General features: G+C 65.1%; 15 protein-coding genes. 4 read left to right on the plus strand and 11 right to left on the minus strand.

Features of this window, described 5'->3' with window-relative positions:
• The first annotated feature begins 8 nt into the window (after positions 1–8).
• Positions 9–881 (plus strand): MurR/RpiR family transcriptional regulator, encoded by an 873-nt coding sequence (locus QM789_RS11925; RefSeq protein ID WP_420352116.1) that lies wholly within the window; start codon positions 9–11, stop codon positions 879–881.
• Here QM789_RS11925 and QM789_RS11930 read toward each other — a convergent pair.
• The 8 genes from QM789_RS11930 to QM789_RS11965 all read right to left on the minus strand — a co-directional run bounded on the left by QM789_RS11930 (position 878) and on the right by QM789_RS11965 (position 9,766).
• Positions 878–1,642 carry a sulfite exporter TauE/SafE family protein gene (locus tag QM789_RS11930; RefSeq protein ID WP_420352117.1) on the minus strand — a complete coding sequence of 255 codons (765 nt, stop codon included), beginning with the start codon at positions 1,640–1,642 and terminating at the stop codon, positions 878–880. The genes QM789_RS11925 and QM789_RS11930 overlap by 4 nt on opposite strands.
• A gap of 56 nt (positions 1,643–1,698) precedes the next feature.
• Entirely contained in the window at positions 1,699–2,712 is a 1,014-nt protein-coding gene (locus tag QM789_RS11935; RefSeq protein WP_420352118.1) for an ABC transporter permease, read from the minus strand.
• Between the two features lie 22 nt (positions 2,713–2,734).
• Positions 2,735–4,270 carry a sugar ABC transporter ATP-binding protein gene (locus tag QM789_RS11940; RefSeq protein ID WP_420352119.1) on the minus strand — a complete coding sequence of 512 codons (1,536 nt, stop codon included), beginning with the start codon at positions 4,268–4,270 and terminating at the stop codon, positions 2,735–2,737.
• Between the two features lie 52 nt (positions 4,271–4,322).
• Complete coding sequence (locus QM789_RS11945; RefSeq protein WP_420352120.1) at positions 4,323–5,249, minus strand: substrate-binding domain-containing protein; 927 nt, start codon at positions 5,247–5,249, stop codon at positions 4,323–4,325.
• Between the two features lie 812 nt (positions 5,250–6,061).
• A complete protein-coding gene (locus QM789_RS11950) occupies positions 6,062–6,892 on the minus strand; it encodes a metal ABC transporter permease (RefSeq protein WP_420352121.1) in 831 nt (276 codons plus the stop codon).
• Positions 6,889–7,737 (minus strand): metal ABC transporter permease, encoded by an 849-nt coding sequence (locus QM789_RS11955; RefSeq protein ID WP_420352122.1) that lies wholly within the window; start codon positions 7,735–7,737, stop codon positions 6,889–6,891. Before QM789_RS11955 ends, QM789_RS11950 begins: the two co-directional genes overlap by 4 nt.
• On the minus strand, positions 7,734–8,768 hold the full coding sequence (locus tag QM789_RS11960; RefSeq protein ID WP_420353300.1) for a manganese/iron ABC transporter ATP-binding protein: 1,035 nt from the start codon (positions 8,766–8,768) through the stop codon (positions 7,734–7,736). Before QM789_RS11960 ends, QM789_RS11955 begins: the two co-directional genes overlap by 4 nt.
• Positions 8,769–8,863: 95 nt before the next feature.
• Positions 8,864–9,766, minus strand: coding sequence for a metal ABC transporter substrate-binding protein (locus tag QM789_RS11965; RefSeq protein WP_420352123.1), 903 nt, complete (start codon positions 9,764–9,766; stop codon positions 8,864–8,866).
• Between the two features lie 204 nt (positions 9,767–9,970).
• On the opposite strand from QM789_RS11965, the gene QM789_RS11970 reads away from it, so the two are divergent.
• The 3 genes from QM789_RS11970 (at position 9,971) to QM789_RS11980 (ending at position 11,478) form a co-directional block, all read left to right on the plus strand.
• Positions 9,971–10,519, plus strand: coding sequence for a hypothetical protein (locus QM789_RS11970; RefSeq protein ID WP_420352124.1), 549 nt, complete (start codon positions 9,971–9,973; stop codon positions 10,517–10,519).
• A gap of 19 nt (positions 10,520–10,538) precedes the next feature.
• Entirely contained in the window at positions 10,539–10,949 is a 411-nt protein-coding gene (locus QM789_RS11975) for a pyridoxamine 5'-phosphate oxidase family protein (protein ID WP_420352125.1), read from the plus strand.
• A 103-nt stretch (positions 10,950–11,052) separates the two neighbouring features.
• The gene (locus tag QM789_RS11980) at positions 11,053–11,478 is read left to right on the plus strand and encodes a Fur family transcriptional regulator (RefSeq protein ID WP_420352126.1); all 426 of its coding nucleotides are present in this window, start codon (positions 11,053–11,055) and stop codon (positions 11,476–11,478) included.
• 7 nt (positions 11,479–11,485) lie between these two features.
• On the opposite strand, the gene QM789_RS11985 is transcribed toward QM789_RS11980, so the two are convergent.
• The 3 genes from QM789_RS11985 to QM789_RS11995 all read right to left on the minus strand — a co-directional run bounded on the left by QM789_RS11985 (position 11,486) and on the right by QM789_RS11995 (position 13,648).
• A complete protein-coding gene (locus QM789_RS11985) occupies positions 11,486–12,052 on the minus strand; it encodes an HNH endonuclease (RefSeq protein WP_420352127.1) in 567 nt (188 codons plus the stop codon).
• Positions 12,053–12,359: 307 nt separating this feature from the next.
• Positions 12,360–13,019, minus strand: a complete 660-nt coding sequence (locus tag QM789_RS11990) for an alpha/beta hydrolase (RefSeq protein WP_420352128.1) — start codon at positions 13,017–13,019, stop codon at positions 12,360–12,362.
• Positions 13,016–13,648 (minus strand): DNA-3-methyladenine glycosylase family protein, encoded by a 633-nt coding sequence (locus QM789_RS11995; protein WP_420353301.1) that lies wholly within the window; start codon positions 13,646–13,648, stop codon positions 13,016–13,018. The genes QM789_RS11990 and QM789_RS11995 overlap by 4 nt, the downstream gene beginning before the upstream one ends.
• Between the last annotated feature and the right edge of the window lie 17 nt (positions 13,649–13,665).

Genomic DNA, 13,665 nt, shown 5'->3' on the forward strand with positions numbered 1-13,665 from the left:
GGAACGCCATGCCCATCAGCCACCCACCCCGGGACTACGAAGAACTCATCCGCGTCATCCACGATCGCCACGATCAGATGAGCAAGACCTATCAGCGCATCTCGGTGTTCCTGACGCAGAATCCGAACGATGTGGCGGTGCAGTCGGTCAATGCGATTGCCGAACGCTGCGGCATTCATGCCTCCAGCTTCGTGCGCTTCGCACAGGCGCTCGGCTACAAGGGGTTCAAGGAGTTGCAGGCCCTGTTCCAGCAGCGCCTTGCCACCGCCGCCCCCGGCTTCGAGGCGCGCGTCAAGGCGCTCGAAGCCGAACTCCACACCTCCCGCGACCGCAACGAAACCGGCTTCCTGAGCGATCTCGTCGTGCGCGACATCGCCTCGCTGCATGAACTGCTCAAGGACATCCGGCAGGAGGATCTCGCCGCCGCCGCCCGGCTGCTGTTCGAGGCCGACACGATCTATCTCGTCGGGCAGATGCGCTCACTGCCGGTGGTCGAACTGATGCGTTACCAGCTCACCATGGTCGGCAAGCGCTGCATCCTGCTCGACAGCGCGGGCGGCCTTTCGACCTATGTCGCGCGCACGATCACCCCGCGCGATGTGCTGATGGCGGTGTCCTTCCGCTTCTATGCCAAGGAAGTCGTCAATATCGCCGAGGAGCTTGGCGCGAAGGGGATCGACATCGTGGCGATCTCGGACAGCACGCTCTCGCCGCTCGCCAAATCCGCCCGCGTGCTGTTCCCCGTGCCGGAGCACGACTACACCTTCTCGCGCTCGCTCGCAGCACCGATGTGCCTTGCGCAGGCGCTTGTGGTGGCCGTCGCCGCGCGCGTTCAGCACGATGACAAGGCCCCCCGCATCCCGATAGTGACCGGAACCTAAAGCCCCGCGATCCCGTCCCAGATCAGCTTCACCGCCACCAGTGCGACCGAGACATAGGTCAGCGGATAGAAGATCTCGCTCCGCATCCGCTTGACCGCCCAGCCGCCCGCCCATGTCGCGAGAACGGCGACCGGGAACATCAGCGCCGCCCGGCCGAGGTTCTGCGCGTCGAACTCCCCCAGCATCGCATAGGGGATCAGCTTCAGCGCATTGGTGATGGCGAAGAACATCACGGTGGTACCGGTGAACAGCTTCGGGTCAAGCTGCATCGGCATCATGTAGATCTGCAACGGCGGCGCGCCGGCATGGGCGACGAAGCTGGTATAGCCCGCCGCGGTGCCGCACAGATGGGCAAGCAGCGGCCGGTCGCCCGTCGCCGCCACCGGCCCGCCGCGCGGCGCGAACACCGCCTTCGCCACGAACAGCGCCGAGACCACGCCCACGATCAGCCGCACCACCGCATCCGACACCATTTCCGCCGTCAGCCAGCCGATGACGATCCCCGCCACCGAACCGGGCAGGATCAGCCGCATGATGCGCCAGTCGACCCATTTGCGCCACTGCGCCACGCTGACCACATCCATCACCACCAGCACCGGCAGCAGCACCGCCGCCGCCGTGACCGGCGACATCACCAGCGCCATCAGCGGCACGCCCAGCATGCTCATGCCGCCCAGCCCGCCCTTCGACAGGCCGACAAGGATCACCGCAACCAGCGTCACCACCAGTTCGGTGGGGGAGTTGAACAGAGCGAAAGGCATCTCGGATCCATGAAACTGCCCGGAGCGGGGGGCGCTCCGGGCCGGAAAAGGGTGCGTCAGGACTTCTTGCTGCGCGCCCTTTGCCGATACACGTCGGCGACGACCGCGCCAACGATGATGATGCCCTTCACGATTTCCTGATAATAGGCATCCACCCGCAGGAAGGTGAAACCGGACATCATCAGCCCGAGGATCAGCGTGCCGATCACCGTGCCGAAGATCCGCCCCCGCCCACCGGTGAGCGAGGTGCCCCCGATCACCGCCGCCGCGATCGCGTCGAGTTCATAGGCCATGCCCATGCCCGCCTGCGCGGTTTCCGCCCGCGCCGCGGTGACAATGCCCGCAAGGCCCGAGAGCAGCCCGGCGATGGCATAGACCTTGATCAGATGTGTGTTGACATTGATGCCCGAGACGCGCGCCGCCTGCATGTTCGCGCCGATGGCATAGGTGAACTTGCCGTAGCGGGTATAGCGCAGCGCGACATGGAACACGACCGCGACGGCGAGGAAGATCACCACCGGCCAGGCGCCCGAACCGATCTTCGCGAAGCTTTCCGTCGGAAAGGAAATCGGCTGGCCCTTGGTATACCATTTCGCGATACCGCGCGCGGTCACCATCATACCGAGCGTGGCGATGAAGGGCGGGATGCCGGTCGTGGCGATCAGCGATCCGTTGATCACCCCCGCCAGCATGCCAAGCCCCAGCCCCACCGCCAGCGGCACGATCACCGGCATATCGGTCAGCGCGGGATAGATCGCCCGTGCGAAATCGCTCGATTGCGCGAAGCTCATGGCGATCATCGCCGTCATTGCCACGACCGAGCCCGAACTCAGGTCGATGCCGCCGGTGATGATGACCTGCGTCACCCCGATCGCGATGATCCCGATCACCGAGACCTGAAGGATCATGATCGTCAGCCGCTGCGGATTCATCAGGAAGCTCTGCCCCTGAAAGATCCAGCCCAGCACCTCGAAGATCAGCGCCACACCGACCAGCACCAGCAGGATGTTGATCTCTTGCGGCAACCGGCGCTTTGGCCTGGCCGTCGGCTCGATCTGAACGTTTTCCATATCGTCCTCCCCCGGCGCTGCCTCAGCGCGCCGCCAGTTCCATGATTTTCACCTGATCGGCCTCGGCGCGGGGCAGGATCCCCGTCATATGGCCCTCGTGCATGACCATGATCCGGTCCGACATGCCCAGCACCTCGGGCAGTTCCGACGAGATCATGATGACCGCCACGCCCTCCTGCGCCAGCCGCGAGATCAGGCGGTGGATTTCCGCCTTCGCGCCGACGTCGATGCCGCGCGTGGGTTCGTCGAGGATCAGGATCCGCGGCTTCGTCAGCAGCCAGCGCGCGATCAGCACCTTCTGCTGGTTGCCGCCCGACAGGTTCTCGATCCGCTCCTCAAGGTTCGGCGTCTTGACCCGCAGCCGCTGGCGCATATCCTCGCACAGGCCGCCCAGTTCCCGTTCCTCCACGAAACCGGCCTTCACATGGCCCTGATGCAGCGCCGCGATCTGCATGTTCTCCAGGATCGACAGTTGCAGGAAACAGCCGGTATCCTTGCGATCCTCGGTCAGAAGCGCCATGCCCTCGCGCATGGCATGAGCGGGCGAGGCGATCGTCACCTCCCGCCCGTCGATCCGGATCGTCCCCGATGTGGCGGGGGTCACGCCGAAGATCGCCTCGGCGACATTCGTCCGCCCCGAGCCGACAAGCCCCGCAAGGCCCAGGATCTCGCCCCGGCGCAACTCGAAGCTGATGTCGTGGAACACACCCGCGAGGCTCAGGCCCTCGACCTTCAGGATCACATCGGTGATCTCCGCCTCCTCCTTCGGGAACATGTCGGTGATCTCGCGCCCCACCATCATGCGGATGATGTCGTCGCGGGTGACATCGGCGCTCGCATGGGTGCCGACATAGGTACCGTCGCGGAACACGGAAAATTCGTCCGCGATCTCGAACAGTTCGTTCATCTTGTGGGTGATGTAGACGATGCCGACGCCCTTGGCCTTCAGATCCCGGATGATGCGGAACAGATGCTCGACCTCCGTCTCCGTGATCGCCGAGGTCGGCTCGTCCATGATCAGCACATCGGTCTCGTAGCTGACCGCCTTCGCGATCTCGACCATCTGGCGCTGTGCCACGGTCAGGGTGCTGACTTCCGCCGTCGGGTCGATGCGGATGCCGAGCTGGTCGAACAACTCCTGCGTCTGGCGGGTCATGCGGGCGTGGTCGATCAGGCCGAAGGCGTTCTTCGGTTCGCGCCGGATCCAGATGTTCTCCGCCACCGTCATCCAGGTCATCAGCGCGAGTTCCTGATGGATCATCGCGATTCCGCGTTCCAGCGCGTCGAGCGGCCCCTTGAGCGCAACCTCGTGCCCGCGCAGCCGGATGGTGCCGCGATCCGGCGTGTAGATTCCGGCGATGATCTTCATCAGCGTGGACTTGCCCGCGCCGTTCTCGCCCATCAGCGCATGCACCGTGCCGGGTTTCAGCCGGAACTGCACATTGTCGAGCGCGACGACGCCGGGAAATTCCTTGCGGATGCCCTCGATCTCCAGAACGTAGCCACCCGATTTCTCGCGCAGGCGTTCGATCGCCTGCAAGGTTCTCGTCGATACCATGGTTCCCCCCTGCACCAGCCGGGGCGCCCGAAGATCCCGGGCGCCCCGAGGATCAGTTCTTCTTCATGTATTCGTCGAGGTTCGCAGGCGTCACCAGTTCGAACGGCACCGCGACCTTGTGCTCGAACGCCTCTCCCCGGGCGATCTTGAGCACCGTATCCAGCGCGCCTTCGCCCTGACCCTTCGCCGACTGATAGACGGTCACGTCGAGGTCGCCGGCCTTCATCGCCGCCAGCGCATCCTGCGTGGCATCCACCCCGGCGACGATCACGTCCTTCATGTCGAAACCCGAGGATTTCAGCGCCTGCACCGCGCCGAGCGCCATTTCGTCATTGTTGGCCACCACCGCCTTGGGCTTCATCCCCGAGGTGATCCAGTTCGTCATCAGGTCCATCGCCGGGGTCCGCATCCAGTTGGCGGTCTGCGCGTCGAGGATCTTGATCCCGTCGCAGGGCGGGTTCTTGAACACACGCTCCTCGGCATCCGTGCGGCCGCGCTGCCCGGTGGTTCCCAGTTGGCCCATCAGGATCACCGCATCCCCGGAGCCGCCCATCAGCTTGCACACCTCGGTCGCCTGCAATTCACCGGCCTGTTCCTCGTCCGAACCGACCCAAGCCTGTTTTTCCGGGAACTTGTCCATATTGGCGGGCAGCATGTTGACGAAGACCAGCGGAACCCCGCCCTGTTCGGCAATCTTGGACATCGCCTTGCCGGAATCCGCATCGACCAGCATCACGATGATGCCGTCGAGCCCGGCCGCCACGAAATTCTCGATCTGCGATTGCTGCCGTGCAATATCGCCCTGAGCGTCCTCCATCTGCACCTCGATGCCCAGGGCGTCGGCGTGGCGCTGGATGTTGTGGCGCAGCACGGTCAGATAGTTGTCGTCGAAAAGCGACATCGCCACGCCGATCTTTTCAGCCTGCGCCGCGCCCGCCATCAGCGCGCAAAACGCGGTCGCCGTCAGAATTCTCTTCATCCTTTCCTCCTCCTGTTACGTCCACCCGATCCGGGGGCGGGTGAAGCCAAAACCCCGATGCGGCCGGGACCGCGCCCCGTGGCGCCTCCGCCCCACCCCGAGACGCCGGGTAAATCCGCCCATAGGCTCCACACGGCCGGGATTCTCTCCTCCTCGCCGAGCCTAATCCCTCCGCAATGTCATTGCAATAAAAATTGCAATACTGAAATACAGCAACAAATGCTCCCCGAGAACCGGAGGCAGATCGACCAGTTACCAGCAGCAGCCCGGGCCGTCGCCATATCCGCGCAGGCCCGCACCCAAGACTGATCCTGAAGGTGGTCATTTTCGGCGAAACGTCCGGTCCAGCCCGAGGAAGAGCCGACCCGCGGATCTCGGCATGGGCCGACGACCGGGCGCGGCGCGGCGAACAGTCACCGGCATCTTCCGGGGTCACGGCGTGTAGACCGCCCGCTCGGCCAGATCCGCACCATGGCGCATCCTGAAAGACGCTCACGGCCCGCGGCGCATCGGGCATCCGGTCGATCCCCGCCACGACGCCATCACCGGGTTCGGCCCCGGCGGAAATGAGTTCTCGATCCGACCCCACGACGGGGCGCGCATCCTCGAATTGCAGGGTGACGCCCCGATCCCCTGACGCAGGATGATCGGGAAATTGTCATCGAACTAGCCCGCCATCCTGCGCCTGCGTCGCCCATTCGCGGCACGCGAAAGCCACGACCGCCAGTGTCACTCCGATCGAGATACGATCACCGCCTTGCCCCCGGGGCGAGAGGCAGAATGCCCCCGCAGGTCACGCGACCCCCACCGTTTCAAAGGCTGGCAGCCGCGTGCCGGACCCGCCACGCCTTGCGCACAAAGGCGATCAGGAACACCGCCGTGAGGATCAGGATGATGGTCGGCGCAGGCGCACTGTCGAGCCAGAAGCTCGCATAAACCCCCGCCAGCATCGCCCCCATGCAGACCGCAACCGCAACCGCCATCATCCGCCCGAAGCTGCGCACCGTCAGGAAGGCAATCGCCCCCGGCGCGATCAGGAGCCCCACCGCCAGGATCAGCCCGGTCGAGGACATGGTGGCCACGATGGTCAGCGACAGGATCGTCAGCAGCCCGTAATGCAGCAGCCCCACCGGCAGGCCCGACGCCTTCGCCTGCGCCGGATCGAAGGCATGCAGCATCAGATCCTTCCACTTCAGCAACAGCACGACCGACACCGGCACCGCGATCCACAGCGCGGTGCGCAGCTCGCCCGCGCCGACGCCGAGCATGTTGCCGAACAGGATATGGTCCAGATGCACATCCGAGGTGATCGAGGTATAAAGCACGATCCCGAGCCCGAACATGCCGGAGAACACCACCCCCATCACCGTGTCCTGCTTCAACCGGCTGTTGCCGGAGAGGTATCCGGTGCCCAGTGCCATCACCATCCCCGCGCCGAATGCCCCGACGATCAGCGGAAAGCCGAAGATATAGGCCAGCACTACGCCCGGCAGGATCGCATGGCTGATCGCATCCCCCATCAGCGCCCATCCCTTGAGCACCAGAAAACACGACAGAAGCGCCGTCGGCACCGAAATGATCGCCGCGATCAGGAAGGCGTTCCGCATGAAGCCGAACTGGAACGGCAGCAGAAGATCGGTCATTTCAGCACCTCCGCCGCACGCGACCGGGCCGCCAGCAACCCGTGTTTCGGCGCCCAGACAAAGGCGCACAGGAAGATCAGCGTTTGCAGCACGACGATGATCCCGCCGGTGGCGCCGTCGAGGAAATAGCTCAGATAGGCGCCGGTGAAGCTGGTCAGCGTGCCGATCGCCACCGAAGTCAGGATCAGCCGCGGAAAGCGGTCGCACAGCAGATAGGCCGTGGCCCCCGGCGTCACCACCATCGCCACCACCAGAAACGCCCCCACCGTCTGCATCGCCGCCACCACACAGGCCGACAGCAGCACGAAGAACACCGCCTTCAGCAACCCGGGCCGCAGCCCGATCGAGCGCGCATGCGCCTCGTCGAAGAACACCACCATCAGATCCTTCCACTTCAGCGCCAGCACCGCCAGCGAAACGAAGCCGATGATCGCCAGTTGCAGCGTATCCTCCGGCGTGATGGCGAGGATATTGCCCATGGTGATCGTCTGCACCGAAACCGACATCGGGTTGACCGAGACCATGAACAGCCCCAGCCCGAAGAAGGAGGTGAAGATCAGCCCGATCACCACATCGACCTTCAGCCCCGAGCGGTCCGACAGGAACAACATCGCCGCCGCCGCCAGCCCGCCCGAAATGAAGGCTCCGAGCGCGAAGGGCAGCCCCAGCATCCAGGCCCCCGCCACCCCCGGCACCACGGAATGCGACAGCGCATCGCCGATCAGCGACCAGCCCTTGAGCATCAGATAGGCCGACAGAAAGGCACAGACCCCGCCCACCAACGCCGACACCCACATCGCATTGGTCATGTAGTGATAGCCGAACGGTTCCAGCAACACGCTCATTGCGCCGACTCCCCCACGCGAGGCCCACCCGGCACCACCGGGCCAGGCCCATCCACGCGTTGCCCCCCGTCCGCCGTCGCCCCGGTCCCCGACGTACAACACCCGGTCCCCGCCACGCGGGGCCCACCCGCCACCACCGGGCCAGCCGCATCCGCGCGTTGGCCCCCCGTATGGGTGCGCCCCGCATATTGCACCAGCGGCCGCTCGTCATCGGTCAGGATCGAGACATGGCGCGGGTCGTCATCGTCATGCAGCACATCGCCCCCCAGCGTGAAATGCCGCAGCACCCCACCAAAGGCCACTTCCAGATTCTCATGCGTGAAGGTCGTTTCGGTCGGCCCGGAAAACAGCACCGTGCCCTTGACCATCACCACCCGGTCGCAAAACTCCGGCACCGAGCCGAGGTTATGCGTCGCGACCAGCATCACCCGGCCCTCGGCGCGCAACGCGCCCAGAAGAACGATGATCTGCTCCTCGGTCTTCACATCGACCCCGGTGAAGGGCTCGTCGAGCAGGATCACCCGCCCCTCCTGCGCCAGCGCCCGCGCGAGGAACACCCGCTTCTTCTGCCCCCCCGACAGTTCGCCGATCTGCCGATGCCGGAACTCCAGCATATCGACCCGGCGCAGCGCGTGCTCCACCGCCGCATGGTCCGCCGCGCGCGGGATCCGCAGAAAGCCCATATGGCCATAGCGGCCCATCATCACCACATCTTCGACCAGCACCGGAAAAGACCAGTCGACTTCCTCCGCCTGCGGCACATAGGCGACGAGATTGCGCTTCAGCGCCTCCTTCACCGTCAGGCCAAGAAGCCGGATTTCGCCCCTCGACGCCGGCACGAAGCCCATGATCGCCTTGAACAGCGTCGATTTCCCCGCCCCGTTCACCCCGACCAGCGCCGTAACCGTCCCGGTCGGTATCTCAAAGCTCGCATCGCGCAGCGCGGTATGGCCGTTGCGATAGGTCACCGTCACGCCGCGCGCGGTGATGCCGCCACCCGGACCCGTCGTCATGTTGCTTTCGTCGCGCATTGTGGTCATCGCTTTCTGCCGGATCTGGTCGGTCGCCCTCAAACGGGAAACCTGCCGCGCGGCTGCGCGGCAGGAACGTGCTTTCGGCCCGAAGCTTACTTCGCCCCCTCAGTGAGCCCCTTCGCCACGGTTTCCGAGGTCACCTTCAGCAGGTCGAGGTAGGTCGGCACCGGACCCTCCGGCCCGGACAGGCTGTCGACATAAAGCTCGCCGCCGTAATGCGCCCCGGTTTCGCGCGCGACCTGTTTGGCCGGGGCGGTGTTCACCGTGCTTTCACAGAAAACGGTGGGAATGTGGTGTTCTTTCACCCCGTCGATCACCGCGCGGACCTGCTGCGGCGTGCCCATCTGGTCGGCGTTGATCGGCCAGAGGTACAGTTCCTTCATGCCGAAATCGCGCGCAAGGTAGCTGAACGCGCCCTCGCAGCTCACCAGCCAGCGCCGATCCTCGGAGATCGCCTCGACCTCCGCCTTCAGCGGTGCGATGGTGCGTTCCAGTTCGGCCTTGTAACCTTCGGCATTGCGCTTGTAGGTCGCCGCGTTCTGCGGATCCTGCGCGGCGAAAGCCTTCTCGATATTGTCGACATAGATCTTCGCCGTCTCCAGCCCCATCCAGGCATGCGGATTCGGTTTGCCATCATACTCCCCGCCCCGGATCGGGATCGGCACGATCCCATCGGTCACCGTCACAGCGGGCACGTCCTTGAGATTACCCAGGAACTTCTGGAACCACAGTTCGAGGTTCAACCCGTTATACAGGATCAGGTCGGCATCCTGCGCCCGGACGATATCCTGCGGCGTGGGTTCATAGCCGTGGATCTCGGCGCCCGGCTTGGTGATCGACACCACCTCCGCCGCATCCCCCGCGACATGGCTGGCCATATCGGCGATCACGGTGAAGGTCGTCACCACCTTCATCTTGCCATCCGCCAGTGCGGCCCCCGCCGTCAGCGCCGTTGCCGCCACCGCACCCAGCAGGCGCGCATATGTCGAAGACATCGGAATTCCTTTCCAGTTTTCAGTGAACCCAGGCCCGCATCACTGCCACCTCAGTTGCAAGCGAGTCGCGATTAGGAATAGCGGTTCGGGAATTTATTGCAAGTGCGATTCATTCGCATAGTTGCTTGACCCCAGACATCGGACCCCTCATTACTAATGCGAATCGTTCGCATTAGCTTGACCCGCCCGCACAAGGAGACCCCGATGAATGCCTTCAACACTCCCGATGGCATGAAGACCAACGCGATGCCGGTCGGCGAAGACCGGCTCTGGCGCGACCTGACGGAGACCGCCAACCGCCTGTTCGCCGCCGGAGAACGCGCCCCGGCGCGCAAGCTCTATCACTGGGCGCTGAACGAGGCGGAACGGCTTTTTACGGCGCAAAGGCCCGGGGATCTGAGCCTGCCGCTGCCGGTGATTGTCAACATTTCGTGCCACAATCTCGCCGCGCTGCTGGACGATGATGGAAATCATGCCGAGGCGACGCGGCACCTGCAACGCGCCTTCGACCTGTTGGCCGGGACGGCGGGGCGGCCCTCCGCCCCCACCGCGCTGCGGATCGACTGCGCGCGGCATCTGAAATACGCGCTGGCAGAACTGGTCGCGCATATGGCCAAACATGGCGCCGCGCAGGCAGAGATGGATGCCTGCATCGCCCGCGCGACGGCCGTCACGCTTGCCACGCGCCACGCCGCGGAACACCAGCGCCGGATAACGGCGTCGGCCTGCGGGCATTGCGACCTCCCCCACTAACCGCCAAAGGAACACCGACATGAACACCCTGACCCCCGCGATGAAGGACATGCTGGCGCAGCAGACACCGGTGCAGGCCACCACAAGCGCAGCCGGAATTCCGGACATCGGGCCGAAGCGGTCGCTGCGCGTTTATGACGACACCACCCTGATCTTCAACGAAAACACCGGCGGGCAGACGCTGCGGAACATGCGGGACGGTTCAAAGATCGCCGTGGCGGTGGTCGACCGGGAAAAGCTCGACGGGTATCGCTTCCTCGGCACGCCGGAGATCCTTGGCGAAGGCCCCGCCTATGACAACGCCCTGGACTTCGCGGGCCGGAATGGCATGAAACCGCCGAAATTCGCCGTCCTGATCCATATCGAGGAAATCTGCTCGCTGCGCTCCGGCCCGGATGCGGGAAAGAAGATGGACGACATCGGCGCGTAACCCCCTGCGCGCCGGAGGGCGGCCCTCCGGCGCGCAACACAGGGTGATGACCCTGCCCCGCGCACCTGCTATTCAGAGCCGGATGCAACCGGGAACTGACGCCATGAGCACGGATCTGGAGAAAAAACTGGCCGAACTCTGCAAGGAGAAGGGCATGCGCCTGACCGGCCAGCGACGGGTGATCCTGCATGTCCTGTCGGAATCGCCCGACCATCCGGATGCCGAGGAGTTACACCGGCGGGTCAAGGCGGTGGAACCGGGGATCAATATCGCCACCGTCTACCGCACGATGAACGTTCTCGCCGAACACGGGCTGATAGAGCGTCACAGCTTTGCCGATGGCCGCGCGCGCTATGAAGCCAGCGGCTCCGAACACCATGATCACCTGATCAATGTCGATACCGACGAGGTGATCGAATTCCGCTGCGACGAGATCGAACGGTTGCAGGAAAGGATCGCGCGCGAACACGGTTTTGAGATCGTCGGTCACCGGTTGGAGATCTATGTTCGCCCGAAGGCCGACACATAGCCCCGCCTCAGGTGTCCAGTTCGCTTTCCCAATACAGGAAATCCATCCAGGTCTGGTGCAATTCGCCCTTCACGAAGGGCAACCGCCGCGCCGCCTGATCCAGCTGATGCACCGTGGGTTCAAAGGGTTCGCGCAGCAGCTTCATCCCCGCCTGCTTCACGGTCAGGTTCGCCTTGCGCAGGTTGTCCCGGCTACAGGCGGCCACGATGTTCTTCCAGCTCGACGTGCCGCCCTTGCTGCGCGGCACCACATGGTCAAAGGTCAGATCCTTCGCCGCGAAGCGCTCGCCGCAATACTGGCAGGTGAATTCGTCGCGCAGGAACAGGTGGTAGCGGGTGAAGGCGACCTTCTTGCGCTTGCGGAAGCGTTTCAGCGCCACCACCGCCGGGATTTCATAGCTGCGCGAAGCGGAGCGGACGAAGACATCCTCATAGGTCTTGACCTGGATCACCCGCTCCTGATGGACGGCGACGAAAGCGTCTTCCCAACTCCAGACCGAGAGCGGCGCCCAGCTCAGCGGCTGCATGTCGGCATTCAGGACCAGGGTCCGCAGGTTCCCGATCGACTGGTTCATGGCGTGACCTCCGGCTGAAAATGAAAGAAGCGCGTGGCAACCACGCGCTTCGCATTCGTCAGGCAATCTTTCGGGGTCAGGCGGCTGTGCGGCGGCCTGGAAGACCACGCGCATATCCGGAATTGTGTCCTGCGACCGACCATCGGCATTGCTGCACCCGTCCTCACCCGACCCGGCGGGGGACGCGGCGAGAGCGCGCCCCTGCCAATACCCCCGACTATATCCGGCGTTTTCGCTCTGGCAAGCCTCGCGACCGGCCAATTGCTGCCCCGCAGCAGGGATCGCATGAAAATGTGACAGCCGGGTATCAGGCCAGCCGGTCCTTGAGGAAAGACAGCGCCACCCCGAGGCCGTCGGGCGAAATGCCATGCCCGGTGCCACGCATGACATGGCCGTAGGTCTCGAACCCTGCGGCGATCAGCGCATCCCCCGCCAGGCGCATATCCTCGAAGGGCACGACCGGATCGGCATCGCCATGGACCAGCAGGACGGGCGGTTTCGACACCGCTTCGGAAGTGAGCTTCTCCGACCGCAGCAGCCGCCCGGAAAAGGCCACGATCCCCGCCACGGGTTCGGCGCGGCGCGGCGCGACCTCAAGCGCCATCATCGTGCCCTGCGAAAAGCCGACGAGGGCCAGCCGGTCGGGTTCCAGCCCCTCCGCCGCCAGCACCCCGTCCAGAAAGGCGTTCAGATCCTCGGCCGCCAGCGCCAGCCCCTGCGCCGCCTGCTCCTCCGACGAGCCGTCGAGCCAGGGGATCGGGAACCACTGCCGCCCGAACGGATTGCCGGTGCAGGGTTCCGGCGCGTCGGGGGCCAGGAACAGGGTATCGGGCAGTTGCTCGGCCATCGGCCCGGCCAGACCCAGCAGGTCCGCCCCGTCGGCGCCATAGCCATGCAGGAAAACCACCACCGATTGCGTCTTGCCCGATACCGGCGCGACGCGCCCCGCCTTCAGTTCGCGTGTCACGGAGCCACTCCTTCACGTTGCTTCACAATTGCATAAAACGCCCAGAGCCCGCGCGCCGCCACCGCGCGCCAGGGCGACCAGTCGCGCGCCATGTCGTGAAACGCCCGGCGCTTCGGGCGCTCCGGCAGGCCGAACAGCAGCCGCGCCCCCTCGGCCAGCGCCAGATCGTCGACCGCGAACACATCCGCCCGGCCAAGCGCGAAGATCAGATACATCTCGACCGTCCAGCGCCCGATGCCGGGCAGCGGCAGCAGGACATCGGCCACCTCCGCATCCGGCAGGTCGCGCAGCGCGTCGAACGCCACGCCGGACCGGGCCAGCGCCTGAAGGTAGCGGATCTTTTGCCGCGACAGGCCACAGCCGCGCAGATCCGTGTCGGACGCCGCCGCGATCGCCCCCGCCTCGCCCAGCCCCGCCGCCAGCAGCCGCCCCCGGATCGCATTGGCGGAGGCCACCGAAACCTGTTGCCCGATGATCGCGTCGCGCAGCGCCCCAAATCCATCCGCGCGCCGCCGCAAGGGCCATGGTCCCGTCGCCTCCGCCGCGCGGGCAAAGGCCGGTTCGCGGGCGGCAAGCCACGCCATGCCTTCGGCGATATCGTCGTCGCTGCTGATGATCCGTCCCACCATGGCGCCACCCTGCCCGA

It is taken from the genome of Paenirhodobacter sp., assembly GCF_047600745.1.
Classification (GTDB): Bacteria; Pseudomonadota; Alphaproteobacteria; order Rhodobacterales; family Rhodobacteraceae; genus Rhodobacter.